This is a genomic window from Escherichia sp. R1, from assembly GCF_003000935.1.
Lineage (GTDB): Bacteria > Pseudomonadota > Gammaproteobacteria > Enterobacterales > Enterobacteriaceae > Escherichia > Escherichia coli.
This window is the reverse complement of record NZ_PSRU01000003.1, coordinates 71,301-95,085: the sequence shown is the minus strand read 5'-3', so window position 1 is coordinate 95,085 and position 23,785 is coordinate 71,301. Positions and strand designations below refer to the sequence as shown.

Here is a 23,785-nt window from a genome sequence, read left to right as displayed (position 1 = left end):
CTCTGTGTTATTCGCGGATCAATCAATTGCGCTTGTCATCAGTTCTCTTGCCGAATGCAGCCGGATATAAGCAACCCACGCCGCCAGCAACGTGAATGCCCCGGCAAACAGGAAGCAGGCCGCATAGCCAAAATGTTGAGCAACAACGCCACCGATAACGCCGGCCAGAATGGCGATTGCCGCATCAGTACATTGAAAGAGGGTGAAGTCGACACCGGCCTGCAAAGGCGATGAAAGCGACATCAGCGTGGCGTAAAGACAGACCAGCGCGCAGGCCAGCGAAATGGACTGGACAATGACCAGACACTGGAGAATCTGCAGCAGCAGATGACCCGGCGCCATCATGAGCGTCATCACCACCGCCAGCAGCGCGATCCCCTGGACGCCATAAGCCGTCAACAGCGCTCTGCCGGGTGAGGTGTATTTCATCAGCAATCCGCCGGCCAGCGTTCCTGCTATGCCCGCTGCAATATTGCCGCCGCTGAACAGCGCGCCCAATGCGGACATGCTCAACCCATGATCCAACAACAGCGGTGCCAGAAGAGGCAGCACAAACCGCATGCCTGAATTCAGCATCAATACCAGCAGTAAGCCCAGGCGCGCCTGCTTCCTCCTTAGCGCATAACCTAACGCCGGAACATGCGGGATAGTCGCTGTTCGCGTCGGCTCCGTAATGCGCCACAGCGGGAGTGACAGCGCCATAATCAGCACCGCCATCATCAGCATGGCGACAGGCCAGCCGGATGCCGCCGACAGCATCAGGAACACCCCGCCGCCGCACATCATTCCCAGATAGCTGCCGCCGACCTGCACGCTGTTTCCCCAGCCGTAACCCGTGCGGGTCAGTTGATCGACACAAAAGCCGTCGCTGGCGATATCAATGGTGGAGGCGACCGTGCCTGCCACCATAAACAGAACAAATAACGCGACGATTTGCGTATCGGGGAATCCCCCTTCTCGCCCAAACCAGCCAATCGCTGCGGCAATAGTCAGGATCGCCGCTAGCGCGACCTGACCACGCAGGATTAACATGCGGGAACGGCGTTCCTGGCTACCGGGCGGAAGCCGCCAGCGCTCGATCCACGGCGCCCAAATAAACTTCAGCGCCCAGGGCAGCATAAACAGGGTTGTCGCACCGGCAAGCGCCAGCGAACCGCCAGCAGCGCGCACCAGCGCGGGTAAGGACTGCATAGACAGCGCCGATACCAGACTCTGCGTCACATAGACGCCGGCAATAGCAAAAATCACCCGCCCGGTCGTCAACGTCAGAGGTTTCACATTCGACTGAACATCACTCATGCACCCACTCTCCAGACGCGGAACCCCCGTCGTCGCGCCACACGCGCGCGGCCATTTGCGCCTGCCACAACGCCTGATAACGTCCATGATGTGAGAGCAATTGCGCATGAGTACCCTGCTCAACCACCTGTCCCTCTTCCATCACCAGAATGTTTCCGGCCCCGGCGATGGTGGATAAACGGTGAGCGATGATAATCACCGTCCGGTTGTGAACCAGGTTATCGATCGCTTTTTGCACCGCCAGCTCGCTTTCAATATCCAGCGCGGCAGTCGGTTCATCGAGAATGACGACCGGCGCGTTTTTCAATAACGCTCTGGCAATGGAAATCCGCTGGCGCTCGCCGCCCGATAGCTGGCCGCCCATCTCTCCCATTGGCGTCAGCCAGCCTTGCGGAAGACGGGAAATAAACTCAAGGCACTGCGCCGCGCGGGCGGCCTCTTCTACCTCCTGCCGCGTCGCCTGTGGGCGCGCGATACGGATATTCGCCAGCAGCGTGTCATCAAACAGCCAGACATCCTGGAAAACAACAGAAATCAGGCTATTGAGCTGTTCCGGCGTCAGGCGGCGAATATCGACGCCGCCAATAGAAATCTGCCCTTGCTGCGGATCGGCATAGCGCATTAACAGTTTGGTGACCGTAGTTTTGCCTGCGCCGGAGGCACCCACCAGCGCGCTCATACTGGCTGCCGGGAACGTCAAAGAAACATGATTAAGCGCGTGGCCGTCACCTTCTTCGTAGCGATAGCTGACGTTGTCAAAGCGGATATCGTAACGTTCCGGCATCTCGCTTTGCTCTGCGACGGGAAGCGGTGCTATCGCCATAAACTGCTCAATCCGTTGCAGGGCGCTGGCGATCAGTTCCACAACCGAGGTGTAGCTGATAAACATCGCCATCGGTTCTGCGAAGCGCATAATCATCGCGACGGCGGCAATCAAAAAGGCGAGGTTCAGAGTGCCCGTCACTACCCAGACGATCCCGGATAACACCACCACCTGTAGGCCCAACTCCACGACGCTGGCGATCAGCATCGTCGCGCCAGCGCCCTGACGGTGAGTGCGGGTCTGTAAGTTTTCCAGCGCATTGAAATGCGCCAGCAGCGCCCGGCTTTTATCGGCATCGCTGCCGCAGGTGCGCAATACCATCATCCCCTGAGCAAATTCAACGATATCGCCGCTCAGACGCTGGTGCGCTTCCCCCAGCGTCTGCATTTGTCGCCGCATCGCCGGGCGGCGCCAGTAATAAAACGGCACCAGCAGAGGGAAGATCAGCAACATCACCAGCCCCAGCCGCCAGTCTATCCACAATGTCGCCAGCGACGCCGTCAGCGGCGTGACAATGGTGAGCAGCAAAATATTGGCTATCGCAATAACATAATTGAGGTTTTCATCCACGCTGCCCAGCAGCAAGGCGTTCATTTCACCCGCCCTGCCGCGCTGGAGCTTCTCCAGCGGCACGCGGCGTAACTGCTCGCCAAGTCGCAGGCGCAACTCATGGGTGGCCTGCGCCAGATGACCACGGTATTCAAAGCCCAGGCCATACCAGCGTAGCACCAGCGTCACAATTGCGGCGACGCTGAAGGCCATAGCCCAGTTAAGAAGTTGCGGCGCGTCTCCCCGTAACAGCGCATCAATGATCGGATAAAGACAGGCAAAGGCGATCCCCTGCATGAATGCCGCCAGCAACAGCGCCAGCATACTGCGTCGCAGCATCCTGGCCTGACTGCCAACGCTGGAGATAAGCTGGCGCCAGATGACGCGCCAGGCCAGGTTATCCGCAGGATTATTGTCTTTCATTTTCCACCACCTCTTCCTGTGTTCCACCCGGCACCCAATGCTGCGCCTGCTGATAGTGTTGCCAGAGCCGTTGATACAGGCCGCCCTGCGCCAACAGTTGCGTATGGTTCCCCATTTCCCTGAGCTGTCCGTCGGAAAACAGCAATATCACATCGGCCTGAGTCACCATTGAGAGACGATGCGCGACCATGATGACCGTCCGGCCACGCATGGCCGCCGCGAGCGCCTTGATAAGCGCCGCTTCGTTTTCCGGGTCAGCAAACGCCGTCGCCTCATCGAGCACCAGGATGGGGCGATCCTGCAAAAGCGCCCGGGCGATAGTAATGCGCTGCCGCTGGCCGCCGGAGAGAAATACCCCACGTTCCCCGACTCGAGTGTTGTAACCTTCTGGCAGAGCGCTAATAAAATCATGGGCCTGCGCCACTCTGGCCGCCGCTATAACCGCCTCCAGCGGCGTATCCGGCGCGCCCAGACGAATGTTATTGGCTATCGTGTCGGCAAAAAGGAAGTTGTCCTGAAACACAAACGAGAGTTGCTTCATCAGGGTGTCCGTCTGCATATCACGCAGATCCACGCCGCCAATACGGATATGGCCTTTGTCCGGGTCGGCGTAACGCAGCAGCAAGCGCGCCACGGTGCTTTTTCCGGCGCCGCTTGGCCCGACCAGCGCCACAATTTGCCCGGCAGGCACATGAAAGCTCACCTCCTGCAACGCGGCGCCAGTACGCGCTTGCGGATAATGAAAGCTCACCTGCTCAAAGGTAATGCTCGCCTCTTGCGGCTGCTGGTCAGACTGCGGCAGCGATAACTCCGGCATCGCGAGAACCTGATAAATACGCTGAATGCTTAAACGCGTTTGCGCGACCAGGTTATTGAGCATCATCATTGGCATTACGGCTTCGGCCATTCCGCTGCCCAGCAGTAAAACGGCCACCCACGCGATAAAATCGAAACTGCCATAGTGCAACAGGCCGTATCCCGACCAGATCAGGACAAACAGGGTCGGGAGAGGATTCAGAATCGAGAAGGAAAAACGCGCTGAAAAACCGGCTTTGCGATACCAGGTTTTGAGCACATCGACCCACTCTTCAAGGGCGCGTTGATAGCGCAAAAAACTGGTGCTGCCGCTATCAAACGTTCTCACCACGGGCATGGCCTGCACGAACTCAATAACCGCCGCGCTAACCTGCTCGCGCGCCTTATGATAACGCTGAGCCATATCTTCCGAACGCTGGCGGGCGAGCACGAGAACAATCGATCCAAACGCCAGTATCCCCAGCGTCGCGATTGCCAGCCGCCAGTCCAGCCAGAACAAGATAACGATTGTCGCCAGCGGCATGATGATCGCGCGGGCATAGAGCGGCGTGCTGTCGGCCACAAAAATATGTAACGACTTCACGTCATCCAGCATCACTTTCGCCACTGACCCGCTGCCCATTTGCTGTAACACGCCAGGCGGAAGCTGCAATGCTTTACGGGCTAACCTGCTGCGCAGAATGTTCTCCAGATGAAAAGCCGCGTAATGAGAGGTGTTGAACGCCTGTAAGCGCAGAACAAAAGTTAAGACCACGCAGCCGATCACGCCGCCCAGCGGCCAGGCCGGAATAGCGTCAGGCGTCGCGCGAATGTCACGCAGGCTCCACGCCAGAAAAAGGAGCGCCCCCAGGCTGGTTAATGCCGCCAGCCCCGCCAGCGCCATAGCTAAAATAACCTTCCTGCGAACCGGTGTAATCACCTGCCAAAGAGGAAATCGGGACAGCGATTCAGTATTGGATGATTGAGATGACATGGGAGTAACTGAATTTCCTGATGAATTTTTACGGACGCCAAAAACGACAATTCAGGGTGGCGTTCTGAGAATTAATGTGAATAATAACCATTATCAATAACTCATCTACCCCATTCGGTTCTATTTATACCCGCATTGGTCTAAGCCACAGGGAGATAACCAGGTCATGACGGAGTCACCGCAAACGCAATCTGAAATCTCTATTCACCAGTTGGTGGTCGGGAAACCTGCAAACGATGGCAATATTCCTGCTCAGTGTGAACTGCTGCGCTGTTCGTTGCAGGAAGGTATGGATATTTTGCTCTGGAGGGGCCATTTTGCGCGGCCTGAGACGTTGCAGCTACACGACGATCTGGGCAGGATTAACTTCTCGTGCATCCTGGAAGGCACATCGCGCTTTGCGATTCAGGGACTCCGGCGTCACACCGACTGGGAGCTTGCGCGCAATCGCCATTACATTACCCATACGCCAGACTGTCGCGGCAGCGCCTCCTATTGTGGCCGATTCGAGAGCATTACCCTCTCCTTCAGCCCTGAAACCCTCGCGCTGTGGGTGCCGGATATTAGCGCGGTCATTAAGAATAAGATCGACTCCCACTGCTGTTGCCAGCAGCACCGTTGTAATGCTGAAACCCACTTAACGGCTCAGGCCTTGCGTCACGCGCTGATGCGCATGCACGGCGGCTTCAGTCATGAACAAAAGCCGTCGACGCTATGGTTGCAGGGGCAAAGTCTGGTCATGCTCAGTCTGGTGCTGGATGAACATCGCGAAGACGCCAGTTGCCTCTCCTGCCACTTCAACCCGATGGAACGCCAGAAACTGCTGCGGGCGAAGGATCTGCTGCTGGCTGATCTGACGCAAGCGCCGGGCGTCGCGGAGCTGGCCAGAGAGTCCGGTCTGAGCGTTCTCAAAATTAAGCGAGGCTTCCGCGTTCTGTTCAACAACAGCGTCTATGGCCTGTTTCAGGCTGAACGAATGCAGGAAGCCAGAAGACGCCTGGCCAACGGCAATACCTCCGTCATGACGGTGGCGGCCGATCTGGGCTATGCCAACGCCAGCCATTTCTCTGCCGCCTTCCAGAAACAGTTTGGCGTAACTCCTTCGACCTTTAAACGCGGGATGTAACCGGGGTCGCGCCCCCCTAAACTCCTCCCTGACAGAGGCCCGGATACCCCATCCGGGCCTCTGTTCTTTCCGCCTGTTACCAACCCGAAACGGGCATAAATAAACCCGTTTCGGGTAGCATCCAATTGTTAATAATTATTATTCTCATATGAGTAATGCTTTTCGGTAAGACGTGCCATCAGGAGGAAGAATGATTTCTGGCGCACCATCTCAGGATTCGCTGTTACCGGACAACCGCCACGCGGCTGATTACCAACAATTACGCGAGCGGCTCATACAGGAACTGAATTTAACGCCGCAGCAGTTACATGAAGAGAGCAACCTGATCCAGGCCGGCCTGGATTCCATAAGATTGATGAGATGGTTACACTGGTTTCGTAAAAATGGCTACCGCCTTACCCTTCGCGAGCTGTATGCCGCCCCCACGCTGGCGGCATGGAACCAGTTAATGCTCAGCCGGTCGCCGGAGAACGCGGAAGAAGAAACGCCGCCCGACGAATCATCCTGGCCGAACATGACCGAAAGTACCCCCTTCCCATTGACGCCAGTACAGCACGCCTACCTGACGGGCCGCATGCCGGGGCAGACGCTTGGCGGCGTGGGTTGCCACCTGTATCAGGAGTTTGAAGGCCATTGTCTGACGGCGTCGCAGCTGGAGCAGGCCATCACGACCTTGCTGCAACGCCACCCAATGCTGCATATCGCCTTTCGCCCCGACGGGCAGCAGGTCTGGCTACCGCAACCTTACTGGAACGGCGTCACCGTTCATGATTTACGCCATAACGACGCTGAAAGCCGCCAGGCCTATCTGGACGCACTGCGCCAGCGCCTGAGCCACCGTCTTTTACGCGTGGAAATCGGCGAAACGTTTGATTTTCAGCTGACGCTCTTGCCGGACAATCGCCACCGCCTCCATGTCAATATTGACCTGCTGATTATGGATGCCTCCAGCTTTACGCTTTTCTTCGATGAGCTTAACGCCCTGCTGGCCGGAGAATCGCTGCCGGCTATCGACACCCGCTATGATTTCCGCTCGTATTTGCTGCACCAGCAGAAGATCAATCAACCACTGAGAGACGACGCGCGCGCTTACTGGCTGGCGAAAGCATCGACGCTTCCCCCCGCGCCCGTCTTGCCGCTGGCCTGCGAACCCGCCACGCTACGTGAAGTCCGTAATACCCGACGCCGCATGATTGTCCCGGCAACACGCTGGCACGCCTTTAGCAACCGGGCCGGCGAGTATGGCGTGACGCCGACAATGGCACTGGCGACCTGTTTTTCTGCCGTGCTGGCTCGCTGGGGCGGCCTGACGCGTCTGCTGCTTAACATCACCTTATTCGACCGCCAGCCGCTGCACCCGGCGGTTGGCGCGATGCTTGCCGACTTCACCAATATTCTTCTGCTGGATACCGCCTGCGATGGCGATACCGTCAGCAACCTGGCGCGTAAAAACCAGCTCACGTTTACGGAGGACTGGGAGCATCGCCACTGGTCCGGCGTCGAATTACTCCGTGAACTCAAACGCCAGCAGCGCTACCCCCACGGCGCCCCGGTGGTATTTACCAGCAATTTGGGGCGTTCCCTCTACAGCAGCCGCGCAGAATCGCCGTTGGGCGAGCCGGAATGGGGCATCTCGCAAACGCCGCAGGTCTGGATAGATCATCTGGCGTTCGAGCATCACGGCGAGGTCTGGCTACAATGGGACAGCAACGACGCGCTGTTCCCTCCGGCGTTAGTCGAAACATTGTTCGACGCCTACTGCCAGTTGATTAACCAACTCTGCGATGACGAAAGCGCCTGGCAAAAGCCGTTCGCAGATATGATGCCCGCCAGCCAGCGCGCGATACGCGAACGGGTCAACGCCACCGGCGCACCCATTCCCGAAGGCTTGCTGCATGAAGGCATTTTCCGTATCGCTCTGCAACAGCCGCAGGCGCTGGCGGTAACGGACATGCGTTATCAGTGGAATTATCATGAGCTGACAGACTATGCCCGCCGTTGCGCGGGCAGGTTAATCGAGTGCGGGGTTCAGCCCGGCGATAATGTGGCTATCACGATGTCGAAAGGCGCAGGACAACTTGTTGCGGTTCTGGCCGTCCTGCTGGCCGGGGCGGTTTACGTTCCAGTTTCGCTGGATCAGCCTGCCGCACGGCGCGAGAAAATCTACGCTGACGCCAGCGTCCGGCTGGTGCTCATTTGTCAGCACGACGCCAGCGCCGGGTCAGACGATATTCCCGCCCTTGCCTGGCAGCAGGCCATTGAGGCGGAGCCGATCGCCAACCCGGTAGTACGCGCCCCACGCAACCGGCCTACATTATCTACACCTCCGGCTCTACCGGTACGCCGAAAGGGGTAGTCATTTCTCACCGGGGAGCGCTTAACACCTGTTGCGATATCAATACCCGCTATCAGGTTGGCCCGCATGACAAGGTGCTGGCCCTCTCCGCCCTACATTTTGATTTATCGGTTTACGACATTTTTGGCGTACTGCGCGCGGGCGGCGCGCTGGTGATGGTGATGGAAAATCAACGGCGCGATCCTCACGCATGGTGTGAGCTGATCCAGCGCCATCAGGTCACGCTCTGGAACAGCGTCCCGGCGCTGTTCGATATGCTGCTGACCTGGTGTGAAGGTTTCGCCGACGCCACGCCGGAAAACCTGCGCGCAGTGATGCTTTCCGGCGACTGGATCGGGCTTGACCTCCCCGCCCGTTATCGGGCCTTCCGGCCACAAGGACAATTTATCGCGATGGGCGGCGCCACCGAGGCGTCTATCTGGTCTAACGCCTGCGAAATTCACGACGTCCCTGCCCACTGGCGCTCCATCCCTTACGGTTTTCCGCTAACCAACCAACGCTACCGGGTGGTGGATGAACAGGGCCGGGACTGCCCTGACTGGGTGCCGGGTGAATTATGGATTGGCGGCATTGGGGTCGCGGAAGGCTATTTCAACGATCCCCTGCGTAGCGAGCAGCAATTTTTGACGCTCCCGGACGAGCGCTGGTATCGCACCGGCGATCTCGGCTGCTACTGGCCAGATGGCACAATCGAGTTCCTCGGTCGTCGCGACAAGCAGGTCAAAGTCGGAGGATATCGCATCGAGCTGGGCGAAATCGAAAGCGCGCTCAGCCAGCTGGCGGGGGTGAAACAAGCAACCGTTCTGGCGATCGGCGAAAAAGAAAAAACGCTGGCGGCATACGTTGTTCCTCAGGGCGAGGCTTTTTGCGTTACCGATCATCGGAACCCGGCACTGCCGCAGGCGTGGCACACGCTTGCGGGAACGTTGCCCTGTTGCGCCATCTCGCCAGAGATCTCCGCAGAACAGGTAGCCGATTTCCTTCAGCATCGCCTGCTAAAACTGAAGCCGGGTCACACCGCTGGCGCCGATCCTCTCCCCCTGATGAACTCACTCGCTATCCAGCCGCGCTGGCAGGCCGTGGTGGAACGCTGGTTAGCATTTCTGGTGACACAACGGCGACTGAAGCCCGCTGCTGAAGGTTATCAGGTCTGCGCTGGTGAAGAACGCGAGGATGAGCACCCGCACTTCAGCGGACATGATTTAACGTTATCGCAAATTCTTCGCGGTGCCCGTAACGAACTGTCGTTACTGAACGACGCGCAGTGGTCGCCGGAAAGCCTGGCCTTTAACCATCCGGCCAGCGCCCCGTATATTCAGGAACTGGCGACAATTTGCCAACAGCTTGCACAGCGCTTACAGCGCCCGGTACGCCTGCTTGAGGTGGGAACCCGCACTGGCCGCGCCGCAGAATCGCTGTTAGCACAGCTCAACGCCGGACAGATTGAGTATGTCGGGCTTGAGCAGAGCCAGAAGATGCTGCTGAGCGCCCGGCAGAGGCTCGCCCCCTGGCCTGGCGCCCGTCTGTCCCTCTGGAATGCAGACACGCTGGCGGCGCACGCTCACTCGGCGGACATTATCTGGCTTAATAACGCCCTGCATCGTCTGCTGCCGGAAGATCCCGGGCTCCTTGCGACATTACAACAGCTTGCCGTTCCCGGCGCGCTGCTCTACGTGATGGAGTTTCGCCAGTTAACGCCGTCCGCCCTACTCAGCACGCTCCTGTTAACCAATGGGCAGCCGGAGGCCTTGCTGCATAACAGCGCCGACTGGGCGGCATTATTTAGCGCGGCCGGCTTCAACTGTCAGCATGGCGATGAGGTCGCGGGGTTACAACGCTTCCTCGTACAATGTCCTGACAGGCAGGTGCGCCGCGATCCCCGTCAACTTCAGGCCGCCCTCGCCGGGCGTCTGCCGGGGTGGATGGTGCCGCAACGGATCGTCTTCCTCGACGCCTTACCGCTGACGGCTAACGGGAAAATTGACTACCAGGCGCTGAAGCGTCGTCATACCCCTGAAGCGGAAAACCCGGCCGAAGCGGATTTACCCCAGGGCGACATTGAAAAACAGGTTGCCGCCCTCTGGCAGCAACTCTTATCAACTGGCAATGTCACCAGAGAAACCGACTTCTTCCAGCAAGGCGGCGATAGCCTGCTGGCGACCCGTCTGACCGGGCAACTTCATCAGGCAGGTTATGAAGCGCAATTAAGCGACCTGTTTAATCATCCCCGGCTGGCGGATTTTGCCGCCACGCTGCGGAAAACCGACGTCCCGGTCGAACAACCATTCGTCCACTCCCCTGAAGATCGCTACCAGCCCTTTGCGCTTACCGACGTGCAGCAGGCTTACCTGGTGGGGCGTCAGCCGGGCTTTGCCCTGGGCGGCGTCGGCTCACATTTCTTTGTTGAATTTGAAATTGCCGATCTGGATCTCACCCGGTTGGAGACGGTCTGGAACCGATTAATCGCCCGCCACGATATGCTACGCGCCGTCGTGCGTGATGGACAGCAACAGGTGCTCGAACAGACGCCTCGCTGGGTAATACCCGCACACATCCTCCATACGCCTGAAGAGGCGTTGCAGGTGCGCGAAAAACTGGCCCATCAGGTACTCAACCCCGAAGTCTGGCCGGTATTCGATCTCCAGGTCGGTTACGTTGACGGGATGCCCGCCCGCCTGTGGCTGTGTCTGGATAACCTGTTACTTGACGGGCTGAGCATGCAGATTCTGTTGGCGGAGCTGGAACATGGCTACCAATATCCGCAACAGTTGCCTCCGCCGCTACCCGTCACCTACAGGGATTACCTGCAACAACCCGCGATCCAGTCGCTTAACGCAGATTCTCTGGCATGGTGGCAGGCGCAACTTGATGATATTCCTCCGGCTCCTGCATTGCCGCTGCGCTGCTTGCCTCAGGAGGTTGAAACACCGCGCTTCGCTCGCCTGAACGACGTACTCGACAGCACACGCTGGCATCGGCTGAAAAAACGGGCGGCTGACGCCCATCTCACCCCGTCAGCCGTGCTGTTGTCCGTGTGGTCAACCGTGCTCTCTGCATGGAGCGCGCAGCCTGAGTTCACGCTTAATCTTACGCTTTTCGACAGGCGACCACTGCACCCGCAAATCAACCAGATTCTGGGCGATTTCACCTCGCTGATGCTGCTGAGCTGGCATCCCGGCGAAAGCTGGCTGCACAGCGCGCAGTCACTACAGCAGCGGCTGAGCCAGAACCTCAACCACCGCGATGTGTCAGCCATCCGCGTGATGCGTCAACTGGCGCAACGGCAAAACGTGCCAGCCGTTCCGATGCCCGTCGTCTTTACCAGCGCGCTGGGCTTTGAGCAGGATAACTTCCTCGCCCGGCGTAATCTGCTCAAACCGGTCTGGGGCATCTCCCAGACGCCGCAGGTCTGGCTCGATCACCAGATTTATGAATCCGAAGGCGAACTGCGCTTTAACTGGGATTTTGTCGCCGCGCTGTTTCCTGCCGGGCAGGTGGAGCGCCAGTTTGAACAGTATTGCGCATTGCTAAACCGAATGGCCGAGGATGAAAGCGGCTGGCAACTGCCGCTCGCCGCGCTGGTGCCTCCCGTTAAACACGCAGGGCAATGCGCAGAGCGCTCACCGCGCGTATGCCCTGAGCACTCTCAGCCACACATTGCGGCGGACGAGAGCACCGTCAGCCTGATTTGCGACGCCTTCCGCGAGGTGGTTGGCGAGTCTGTCACGCCCGCAGAAAACTTCTTTGAGGCGGGCGCAACGTCGCTGAATCTGGTGCAACTGCACGTTTTGTTACAACGTCACGAATTTTCCACCCTGACGTTGCTTGACCTCTTCACCCACCCTTCTCCTGCTGCCCTGGCCGATTATCTGGCCGGCGTCGCCACGGTGGAGAAAACAAAACGACCTCGCCCTGTTCGCCGTCGTCAGCGGCGGATATCGCGCGAAGCAAACTGATTTTCCCCGGAACGCCATCGCGAACGCATGGCGTTCCATTGACTTTGTGAATATTAGGAAACGGGACCGATTATGGATAACTTGCGCTTCTCTTCTGCGCCGACAGCAGATTCCATTGATGCATCGATCGTTCAACACTACCCGGACTGCGAACCTGTCGCGGTTATCGGCTACGCCTGCCATTTTCCTGAATCGCCGGATGGCGAAACGTTCTGGCAAAATCTGCTGGAAGGTCGTGAATGCAGCCGACGCTTTACGCGCGAAGAGCTTCTGGCCGTCGGTCTGGATGTCGCCATCATTGACGATCCTCATTATGTCAATATCGGTACGGTGTTAGACAACGCCGACTGCTTCGACGCCACCCTGTTTGGCTATTCGCGACAGGAAGCGGAGTCGATGGACCCGCAGCAGCGCCTGTTTTTGCAGGCGGTCTGGCATGCGCTGGAACATGCCGGTTATGCCCCCGGCGCCGTCCCCCATAAGACCGGCGTTTTCGCCTCTTCCCGGATGAGTACCTACCCCGGTCGCGAAGCATTGAACGTGACAGAAGTCGCGCAGGTAAAAGGTCTGCAATCTCTGATGGGCAATGATAAAGACTATATTGCCACCCGCGCCGCGTACAAACTCAACCTGCACGGCCCGGCGTTATCGGTACAGACCGCCTGCTCCAGCTCGCTGGTTGCCGTGCATCTGGCCTGTGAAAGCCTGCGCGCAGGCGAATCCGATATGGCGGTTGCCGGCGGCGTGGCGCTCTCTTTCCCCCAGCAGGCAGGCTACCGCTACCAGCCCGGAATGATTTTCTCTCCTGATGGTCACTGTCGTCCCTTTGACGCCTCGGCTGAGGGCACCTGGGCCGGTAACGGTCTCGGCTGCGTGGTGCTGCGTCGCCTGAGAGACGCGCTGCTGTCAGGCGATCCGATTATCTCGGTGATCCTCTCCAGCGCGGTCAACAACGACGGCAACAGAAAGGTCGGCTATACCGCCCCTTCCGTCGCAGGGCAACAGGCAGTCATCGAAGAGGCGTTAATGCTGGCGGCCATCGACGACAGGCAGGTAGGTTACATTGAAACCCACGGCACCGGCACACCGCTGGGCGATGCGATTGAAATAGAAGCGTTACGCAACGTCTATGCGCCGCGCCCGCAGGACAGGCGCTGTGCGCTCGGTTCCGTGAAAAGCAATATGGGGCATCTGGATACCGCGGCGGGCATTGCCGGACTGCTGAAAACCGTTCTGGCCGTCAGTCGCGGACAAATTCCACCCTTATTGAATTTCCACACCCCCAACCCGGCGCTGAAACTTGAAGAGAGCCCCTTTACCGTACCAGTGTCGGCGCAAGCGTGGCAGGATGAAATGCGCTATGCGGGCGTATCCTCCTTTGGTATTGGCGGCACCAACTGCCATATGATCGTCGCCTCGCTGCCCGATGCGCTCAACGCGCGCCTCCCCAATACGGATGGCGGCAGAAAAAGTACTGCGCTGCTGCTCAGCGCCGCCAGCGACAGCGCGTTGCGGCGGCTGGCGACGGATTATGCCGGGGCGCTGAGGAAGAATGCGGATGCCAGCGATCTGGCCTTCACGGCCCTGCACGCGCGCCGTCTCGATCTTCCTTTCCGCCTGGCGGTGCCATTAAACCGTGAAACCGCCGACGCGCTCAGCACCTGGGCTAGTGAGAAATCGGGGGCGCAGGTATACAGCGGCCACGGAGCCAGCGGCAAGCAGGTGTGGCTGTTTACCGGCCAGGGCTCGCACTGGCGCACTATGGGTCAGACGATGTACCAGCACTCAACGGCGTTTGCCGACACGCTGGATCGCTGTTTTTCCGCCTGTAGCGAAATGCTCATGCCGTCACTGCGCGAAGCGATGTTTAACCCCGACTCGGCGCAGCTGGACAATATGGCCTGGGCGCAGCCGGCGATTGTCGCGTTTGAAATCGCGATGGCGGCGCACTGGCGTGCTGAAGGACTGAAGCCAGACTTCGCCATTGGGCATTCCGTCGGTGAATTTGCCGCTGCCGTTGTCTGCGGACACTATACGATTGAACAGGTCATGCCACTGGTTTGTCGGCGCGGCGCGCTAATGCAGCAGTGCGCAAGCGGCGCGATGGTGGCGGTATTTGCAGACGAAGACACGCTGATGCCGCTGGCTCGCCAGTTTGAGCTGGATCTCGCCGCCAACAACGGTACGCAACATACGGTATTTTCCGGGCCGGAAGCCCGTCTCGCGGTATTTTGCGCCACGCTCTCGCAGCATGACATTAACTATCGTCGCCTGAGCGTAACCGGTGCGGCGCACTCCGCTTTACTGGAGCCGATACTCGATCGGTTCCAGGACGCCTGCGCGGGACTGCACGCGGAGCCGGGGCAAATACCGATTATTTCCACGCTCACCGCCGACGTCATTGATGAGTCAACGCTCAACCAGGCGGATTACTGGCGCCGACACATGCGCCAGCCGGTGCGTTTTATCCAGAGTATTCAGGTGGCGCATCAGCTCGGCGCCCGCGTTTTTCTGGAGATGGGGCCCGATGCCCAGTTGGTTGCTTGCGGGCAGCGCGAATACCGCGATAACGCATACTGGATAGCCAGCGCCCGGCGTAACAAAGAGGCGAGCGATGTCCTCAATCAGGCCCTGCTCCAGCTTTACGCTGCCGGCGTCGCCCTACCGTGGGCCGACCTGCTGGCGGGCGATGGACAACGTATCGCTGCGCCATGTTATCCGTTTGATACTGAGCGTTACTGGAAAGAGCGCGTCTCCCCGGCCTGCGAGCCTGCCGACGCAGCGCTGTCTGCCGGGCTGGAGGTGGCGAGTCGCGCCGCGACAGCGCTCGATCTCCCTCGCCTGGAAGCGCTTAAACAGTGCGCCACGCGACTGCACGCCATCTACGTCGATCAACTGGTACAACGCTGTACCGGCGATGCCATAGAGAACGGCGTGGACGCCATGACCATCATGCGCCGTGGACGTCTGCTGCCCCGCTACCAGCAGCTACTCCAGCGCCTGCTGAATAACTGCGTGGTCGACGGCGATTACCGCTGCACCGACGGGCGATACGTCCGCGCCCGCCCCATTGAACATCAACAGCGGGAATCACTGCTGACGGAACTTGCCGGTTATTGTGAAGGTTTTCAGGCTATTCCCGACACCATCGCCCGTGCCGGCGATCGGTTATATGAAATGATGAGCGGCGCGGAAGAACCGGTGGCGATTATCTTCCCGCAAAGCGCCTCCGACGGCGTGGAAGTGCTGTATCAGGAATTCAGCTTTGGCCGCTATTTCAACCAAATCGCCGCCGGGGTATTACGCGGCATTGTCCAGACGCGTCAGCCCCGCCAGCCGTTGCGTATTCTTGAAGTTGGCGGCGGAACCGGCGGCACCACCGCGTGGCTGCTGCCGGAACTCAACGGCGTTCCGGCACTGGAGTACCATTTCACCGATATCTCGGCGCTGTTCACCCGTCGCGCCCAGCAGAAATTCGCCGACTATGATTTTGTGAAGTATAGCGAGCTGGATCTCGAAAAAGAGGCGCAGTCTCAGGGTTTCCAGGCACAGTCTTACGATCTTATCGTGGCAGCGAACGTGATTCACGCCACCCGCCATATTGGCCGCACGCTCGATAATCTGCGCCCCCTGCTCAAGCCGGGCGGGCGCCTGCTGATGCGCGAAATCACCCAGCCAATGCGTCTGTTTGACTTCGTTTTCGGCCCGCTGGTTCTTCCGCTACAGGATCTCGACGCCCGCGAAGGTGAGTTATTCCTCACCACCGCTCAGTGGCAACAACAGTGCCGCCACGCCGGATTCAGCAAAGTGGCGTGGCTACCGCAGGATGGCAGCCCGACCGCCGGGATGAGCGAACATATCATTCTCGCCACGCTGCCCGGTCAGGCGGTTAGCGCCGTAACATTCACCGCGCCATCAGAACCCGTGTTGGGGCAGGCGCTGACGGATAACGGTGATTATCTCGCCGACTGGTCTGATTGCGCAGGTCAGCCCGAACGGTTTAACGCCCGCTGGCAGGAGGCCTGGCGTCTGCTTTCACAGCGTCATGGCGACGCTCTGCCTGTGGAACCGCCCCCCGTCGCCGCCCCGGAGTGGCTAGGGAAGGTTCGCTTAAGCTGGCAAAACGAAGCCTTTTCCCGCGGTCAGATGCGCGTTGAAGCCCGTCATCCTGCTGGCGAGTGGCTGCCGCTATCGCCCGCCGAGCCTCTTCCTGCGCCGCAAACGCATTATCAATGGCGCTGGACGCCCCTCAACGTCGCCAGCATTGACCATCCGCTTACCTTTAGCTTCAGCGCCGGTACGCTTGCGCGCAGCGACGAGCTGGCGCAATACGGCATCATTCACGATCCGCACGCCTCTTCACGACTGATGATTGTTGAGGAGAGCGAGGATACGCTGGCCTTAGCGGAGAAAGTGATAGCAGCGCTCACCGCCAGCGCAGCCGGATTGATTGTGGTTACTCGCCGCGCGTGGCGAGTCGAGGAAAATGAAGCACTCTCTGCATCCCATCACGCGCTATGGGCCTTGCTTCGCGTCGCGGCCAACGAACAGCCGGAACGGTTGCTTGCCGCCATCGATCTCGCCGAAAACACCCCGTGGGAAACGCTGCATCAAGGGTTGAGCGCAGTCTCACTATCACAGCGCTGGCTCGCCGCACGGGGTGACACCCTTTGGCTTCCTTCACTGTCGCCCAATACGGGATGCGCCGCTGAATTACCGGCAAACGTGTTTACCGGCGATAGCCGCTGGCATCTGGTGACCGGAGCGTTTGGCGGATTAGGCCGCCTTGCCGTGAACTGGCTCAGAGAAAAAGGGGCGCGACGCATCGCCCTGCTGGCACCGCGCGTGGATGAGTCATGGCTACGCGACGTGGAGGGCGGGCAGACGCGCGTCTGCCGTTGTGATGTGGGCGATGCCGGGCAACTGGCCACGGTTCTTGACGATCTGGCGGCCAACGGCGGCATTGCCGGAGCGATTCATGCCGCTGGCGTATTGGCTGACGCGCCCTTGCAGGAGCTTGATGACCACCAGCTGGCTGCCGTTTTCGCGGTAAAAGCGCAGGCGGCAAGCCAACTGTTGCAAACCCTGCGCAACCACGACGGACGCTATCTTATTCTCTACTCTTCCGCTGCCGCCACCCTCGGCGCGCCGGGTCAGAGCGCCCATGCGCTGGCCTGCGGCTACCTGGACGGGCTGGCCCAGCAGTTTTCCACCCTTGATGCGCCGAAAACGCTCTCTGTCGCCTGGGGCGCATGGGGAGAAAGCGGTCGGGCGGCCACGCCGGAAATGCTGGCGACGCTCGCCAGCCGAGGTATGGGCGCGTTAAGCGATGCCGAAGGCTGCTGGCACCTGGAACAGGCGGTGATGCGCGGCGCCCCGTGGCGACTGGCGATGCGCGTTTTTACCGACAAAATGCCCCCGTTACAACAGGCTCTGTTTAACATCAGCGCCACAGAAAAAGCCGCAACGCCGGTCATTCCTCCTGCTGATGACAACGCCTTTAACGGCAGCCTGAGCGATGAAACAGCGGTGATGGCATGGCTGAAAAAGCGGATTGCGGTTCAGCTAAGGCTGAGCGATCCGGCGTCACTGCATCCAAACCAGGATCTGTTGCAACTCGGCATGGACTCGCTGCTCTTCCTTGAACTCAGTAGCGATATTCAGCACTACCTGGGTGTACGCATCAATGCGGAACGGGCGTGGCAGGATCTGTCTCCTCATGGACTCACGCAGCTTATCTGTTCTAAGCCAGAGGCGACGCCTGCCGCTTCGCAGCCGGAAGTGTTGCGGCACGACGCCGACGAGCGTTATGCGCCCTTCCCTTTGACGCCCATTCAGCACGCCTACTGGCTGGGGCGAACCCACCTCATTGGCTATGGCGGCGTCGCCTGTCACGTCCTGTTTGAGTGGGATAAACGCCACGATGAGTTCGATCTCGCCATACTGGAGAAAGCATGGAACCAGCTCATCGCACGCCACGATATGTTGCGTATGGTGGTTGATGCCGACGGGCAGCAGCGAATCCTGGCGACAACGCCGGAGTATCACATCCCGCGTGACGATCTGCGCGCGCTTTCCCCGGAAGAACAGCGCATCGCGCTGGAAAAACGGCGGCATGAACTGAGCTATCGCGTTTTGCCTGCCGACCAGTGGCCTCTTTTTGAGCTGGTGGTCAGCGAAATCGACGATTGCCATTACCGTCTGCATATGAACCTCGACCTTTTGCAGTTTGATGTGCAGAGTTTTAAAGTCATGATGGACGACCTGGCGCAGGTCTGGCGCGGTGAAACGCTGGCGCCGCTCGCTATTACCTTCCGTGATTATGTGATGGCTGAACAGGCGCGCCGACAGACATCGGCATGGCACGATGCCTGGGATTACTGGCAGGAAAAACTGCCGCAACTGCCCTTAGCGCCAGAGCTGCCGGTGGTTGAGACGCCCCCGGAAACGCCACACTTCACCACCTTCAAATCGACGATCGGCAAGACAGAATGGCAGGCCGTGAAACAGCGCTGGCAGCAGCAAGGCGTCACACCGTCTGCCGCGCTGCTCACGCTGTTTGCCGCCACCCTTGAGCGCTGGAGCCGTACCACAACATTTACGCTGAACCTGACGTTCTTCAATCGCCAGCCGATCCATCCGCAAATCAACCAGTTGATTGGTGATTTTACCTCCGTCACGCTGGTTGATTTTAACTTCTCAGCGCCGGTGACGTTGCAAGAGCAGATGCAACAGACCCAACAGCGCCTCTGGCAAAACATGGCGCACAGTGAAATGAACGGTGTTGAGGTGATCCGTGAGCTGGGCCGCCTGCGCGGATCACAACGTCAACCGCTGATGCCGGTAGTGTTTACCAGTATGCTGGGGATGACGCTGGAAGGCATGACTATCGATCAGGCGATGAGCCATCTGTTCGGCGAACCCTGCTATGTATTCACGCAAACGCCGCAGGTCTGGCTGGATCATCAGGTCATGGAGAGCGACGGCGAGTTGATGTTTAGCTGGTACTGCATGGACAACGTGCTGGAACCCGGCGCTGCCGAGGCGATGTTTAATGACTATTGCGCCATCCTGCAAGCCGTCATCGCCGCCCCTGAAAGCCTGAAGACTCTCGCCAGCGGCATCGCCAGGCACATTCCCCGCCGACGCTGGCCGCTGAACGCGCAGGCGGACTACGACCTGCGGGATATTGAGCAGGCGACGCTCGAATACCCCGGCATCCGGCAGGCCAGAGCGGAAATAACCGAACAGGGCGCGTTGACGCTGGATATCGTGATGGCCGACGATCCGTCGCCATCAGCGGCGATGCCTGATGAGCACGAACTTACCCAACTGGCGCTGCCGTTGCCTGAGCAGGCGCAGCTTGATGAGCTGGAGGCGACCTGGCGCTGGCTGGAGGCGCGTGCGCTACAGGGGATCGCGGCTACGCTAAATCGTCACGGCCTGTTTACCACGCCGGAGATCGCCCATCGCTTTAGCGCAATAGTACAGGCGCTGTCCGCGCAAGCGTCTCACCAGCGTCTGCTGCGCCAGTGGCTACAGTGTCTGACGGAAAGAGAGTGGTTAATCCGCGAAGGTGAAAGCTGGCGCTGCCGCATTCCGCTCAGCGAGATTCCTGAGCCTCAGGAAGCGTGCCCGCAAAGCCAATGGAGCCAGGCGCTGGCGCAGTATCTGGAAACCTGCATCGCCCGGCACGACGCCCTCTTCTCCGGGCAGTGTTCTCCGCTGGAGTTGCTGTTCAACGAGCAGCATCGCGTTACCGACGCGCTGTATCGCGACAACCCCGCCAGCGCCTGTCTGAATCGCTATACCGCGCAGATTGCCGCCTTGTGCAGCGCAGAACGGATTCTGGAGGTTGGCGCCGGAACCGCAGCCACTACCGCGCCGGTGCTGAAGGCCACGCGGAACACGCGGCAGTCGTACCACTTCACGGACGTCTCCGCGCAGTTCCTCAATGACGCCAGAGCCCGTTTCCATGATGAATCGCAGGTGTCTTATGCCTTGTTCGACATCAACCAGCCGCTGGATTTCACCGCCCACCCGGAGGCGGGTTACGACCTGATCGTTGCCGTCAATGTGCTCCACGACGCCAGCCATGTCGTCCAGACGTTGCGCAGATTAAAACTGTTGCTGAAAGCCGGCGGACGTTTGCTGATCGTTGAAGCGACGGAGCGAAACAGCGTATTCCAGCTGGCGAGCGTGGGCTTTATTGAGGGATTAAGCGGATACCGCGATTTCCGCCGCCGGGATGAGAAACCGATGCTCACCCGCTCCGCATGGCAGGAGGTTCTCGTTCAGGCCGGGTTTGCAAACGAGCTGGCGTGGCCCGCGCAGGAATCGTCGCCGCTGCGCCAGCATCTGCTGGTAGCGCGTTCGCCTGGCGTAAATCGCCCGGATAAAAAAGCCGTGAGCCGCTATTTACAGCAGCGCTTTGGCACCGGTCTGCCCATTTTACAGATCCGGCAAAGAGAAGCGTTATTTACGCCGCTGCATGCCCCGTCTGATGCGCCGACTGAGCCAGCCAAACCCACGCCAGTTGCCGGGGGGAATCCGGCGCTGGAAAAACAGGTGGCTGAACTCTGGCAATCGCTGCTGTCTCGCCCCGTGGCAAGGCATCACGACTTTTTCGAACTGGGCGGCGACAGCCTGATGGCGACAAGGATGGTCGCGCAGCTAAACCGGAGAGGGATTGCCAGGGCTAACCTTCAGGATCTGTTCAGCCATTCGACGCTGAGCGACTTCTGCGCCCATCTACAGGCGGCTACGTCAGGAGAGGACAACCCGATACCCCTTTGCCAGGGCGACGGTGAGGAAACCCTGTTTGTCTTCCACGCTTCAGACGGCGATATCAGCGCCTGGCTGCCGCTCGCTAGCGCGTTGAACAGGCGCGTTTTCGGCCTGCAAGCAAAATCGCCGCAGCGCTTTGCCACGCTCGACCAGATGATCGATGAGTATGTCGGGTGCATCCGTCGTCAGCAGCCTCACGGCCCTTATGTGCTGGCGGGTTGGTCGTATGGCGCGTTTCTTGCGGCGGGCGCCGCACAGCGCCTGTACGCCAAAGGCAAGCAGGTTCGGATGGTGTTAATCGATCCCGTGTGCCGACAGGATTTCTGTTGCGCAAACCGGGCGGCCCTGCTGCGCCTGTTAGCCGAAGGACAAACGCCTCTGGCACTGCCCGAACATTTCGACCAGCAGACGCCCGACAGCCAGCTTGCCGACTTTATCAGCCTCGCTAAAACGGCCGGTATGGTGTCGCAAAACCTGACGCTGCAAGCGGCAGAAACGTGGCTCGACAACATCGCGCATCTGCTGCGTTTACTGACTGAGCATACGCCGGGCGAAAGCGTTCCGGTCCCCTGTCTCATGGTGTATGCCGCCGGGAGACCCGCGCACTGGACGCCAGCAGAAACCGAGTGGCAGGGCTGGATAAACAACGCCGACGACGCTGTGATTGAAGCCAGCCACTGGCAAATCATGATGGAAGCCCCCCACGTTCAGGCTTGTGCGCAACACATTACGCGCTGGCTTTGCGCAACCTCAACGCAACCGGAGAACACGTTATGATGCCGTCCGCCTCCCCAAAACAACGCGTACTGATTGTGGGCGCCAAATTTGGCGAAATGTACCTGAATGCCTTTATGCAGCCCCCGGAGGGGCTGGAACTGGTCGGCCTGCTGGCGCAGGGAAGCGCCCGTTCAAGAGAGCTGGCTCATGCGTTTGGCATTCCGCTGTATACCTCGCCGGAACAGATAACCAGGATGCCGGATATCGCCTGTATTGTCGTGCGTTCGACCGTCGCCGGAGGAACCGGTACGCAGCTTGCCAGACACTTTCTGACGCGCGGCGTACACGTCATTCAGGAGCATCCCCTCCACCCGGATGACATCAGTTCCTTACAAACGCTGGCGCAGGAACAGGGCTGCTGCTATTGGGTAAACACGTTTTATCCGCATACGCGCGCGGGACGCACATGGCTTCGCGATGCGCAGCAGCTGCGTCGCTGTCTGGCTAAGACGCCGCAGGTGGTCCACGCCACCACCAGCCGACAGTTGCTCTACTCCACTCTGGATTTGTTGTTGCTGGCTCTGGGCGTTGATGCCGCCGCCGTGGAGTGCGACGTGGTTGGCAGCTTTAGCGATTTTCACTGTCTGAGACTCTTCTGGCCGGAGGGAGAAGCCTGCCTGCTGCTTCAGCGCTATCTCGATCCTGACGATCCAGATATGCATAGCCTTATCATGCACCGCCTGCTGCTGGGCTGGCCGGAAGGTCATCTTTCGCTGGAGGCGAGCTACGGCCCCGTCATCTGGTCATCCAGCCTGTTTGTCGCAGACCATCAGGAGAACGCCCACAGCCTCTACCGCAGACCGGAGATCCTGCGCGATCTGCCGGGTCTGACGCGCAGCGCGGCGCCCCTGAGCTGGCGCGACTGCTGCGAAACCGTCGGGCCGGAGGGCGTCAGCTGGTTGCTACACCAGTTGCGCAGCCATCTGGCGGGCGAACATCCACCAGCGGCCTGCCAAAGCGTACATCAGATCGCGTTATCACGTTTATGGCAGCAGATTTTACGTAAGACCGGCAATGCGGAGATCAGACGCCTGACGCCGCCGCACCACGACCGGTTAGCCGGTTTCTACAACGATGATGATAAGGAGGCGCTGTGACGCAATCTGCAATGTGCATACCGCTGTGGCCCGCCCGGAACGGCAATACTGCGCATCTGGTCATGTGCCCTTTCGCTGGCGGCAGCAGTAGCGCGTTTCGCCACTGGCAAGCTGAGCAACTGGCTGATTGCGCGCTTTCTCTGGTGACCTGGCCGGGGCGCGATCGCCTTCGCCATCTGGAACCGCTCAGAAGCATTACACAACTGGCGGCACTGCTGGCGAACGAGCTGGAAGCATCCGTATCGCCTGACACGCCGCTTTTACTCGCCGGGCACAGCATGGGGGCGCAGGTGGCGTTTGAAACCTGCCGACTTCTGGAGCAACGGGGGCTTGCGCCACAAGGACTGATTATTTCCGGGTGCCATGCCCCGCATCTGCATTCTGAACGCCAGCTCAGCCATCGCGATGATGCCGACTTTATCGCTGAGCTGATAGACATTGGCGGATGTTCTCCTGAACTGCGGGAAAACCAGGAATTAATGTCGCTGTTTCTTCCTCTTCTGCGCGCTGATTTTTACGCCACCGAGAGCTATCACTACGACTCGCCCGACGTCTGTCCGCCGCTGCGCACGCCTGCGCTGTTATTGTGCGGCAGCCACGATCGCGAAGCCTCCTGGCAGCAGGTCGATGCCTGGCGTCAGTGGCTGAGCCACGTTACAGGCCCGGTGGTGATTGACGGCGATCACTTCTATCCCATTCAACAAGCCCGGTCCTTTTTTACGCAGATTGTCCGCCATTTTCCCCACGCATTTTCTGCAATGACCGCGTGGCAAAAACAGCCCAGTACTTCAGAAAGGTGACGC

At 59.4% G+C, this 23,785-nt stretch carries 7 protein-coding genes and 1 pseudogene; 5 read left to right on the top strand and 3 right to left on the bottom strand.

Features of this window, described 5'->3' with window-relative positions:
- Positions 1-18: 18 nt before the first annotated feature.
- The 3 genes from ybtX to ybtP are packed head-to-tail and all read right to left on the bottom strand — an operon-like array spanning position 19 to position 4,793.
- Positions 19-1,299, bottom strand: a complete 1,281-nt coding sequence (ybtX, locus tag C4F37_RS04840; RefSeq protein ID WP_001286281.1) for a yersiniabactin-associated zinc MFS transporter YbtX — start codon at positions 1,297-1,299, stop codon at positions 19-21.
- On the bottom strand, positions 1,292-3,094 hold the full coding sequence (gene ybtQ, locus C4F37_RS04835) for a yersiniabactin ABC transporter ATP-binding/permease protein YbtQ (RefSeq protein ID WP_001304269.1): 1,803 nt from the start codon (positions 3,092-3,094) through the stop codon (positions 1,292-1,294). Before ybtQ ends, ybtX begins: the two co-directional genes overlap by 8 nt.
- Entirely contained in the window at positions 3,081-4,793 is a 1,713-nt protein-coding gene (gene ybtP / locus C4F37_RS04830) for a yersiniabactin ABC transporter ATP-binding/permease protein YbtP (protein WP_001313954.1), read from the bottom strand. The genes ybtQ and ybtP overlap by 14 nt, the downstream gene beginning before the upstream one ends.
- A gap of 256 nt (positions 4,794-5,049) precedes the next feature.
- Here ybtP and ybtA point away from each other — a divergent pair, with 256 nt between their 5' ends.
- The 5 genes and pseudogenes from ybtA to ybtT all read left to right on the top strand — a co-directional run bounded on the left by ybtA (position 5,050) and on the right by ybtT (position 23,782).
- A complete protein-coding gene (gene ybtA / locus C4F37_RS04825; RefSeq protein WP_000140400.1) occupies positions 5,050-6,009 on the top strand; it encodes a yersiniabactin transcriptional regulator YbtA in 960 nt (319 codons plus the stop codon).
- Positions 6,010-6,199: 190 nt separating this feature from the next.
- A pseudogene (irp2, locus tag C4F37_RS04820) lies at positions 6,200-12,321 on the top strand (yersiniabactin non-ribosomal peptide synthetase HMWP2).
- A gap of 72 nt (positions 12,322-12,393) precedes the next feature.
- Positions 12,394-21,885 carry a yersiniabactin polyketide synthase HMWP1 gene (gene irp1 / locus C4F37_RS04815; RefSeq protein WP_001773981.1) on the top strand — a complete coding sequence of 3,164 codons (9,492 nt, stop codon included), beginning with the start codon at positions 12,394-12,396 and terminating at the stop codon, positions 21,883-21,885.
- On the top strand, positions 21,882-22,982 hold the full coding sequence (ybtU, locus tag C4F37_RS04810; protein ID WP_000982870.1) for a yersiniabactin biosynthesis oxidoreductase YbtU: 1,101 nt from the start codon (positions 21,882-21,884) through the stop codon (positions 22,980-22,982). Before irp1 ends, ybtU begins: the two co-directional genes overlap by 4 nt.
- Positions 22,979-23,782: a yersiniabactin biosynthesis thioesterase YbtT gene (gene ybtT, locus C4F37_RS04805; RefSeq protein WP_000194283.1), complete on the top strand. Its 804-nt coding sequence runs from the start codon at positions 22,979-22,981 to the stop codon at positions 23,780-23,782. The genes ybtU and ybtT overlap by 4 nt, the downstream gene beginning before the upstream one ends.
- Positions 23,783-23,785 lie beyond the last annotated feature (3 nt).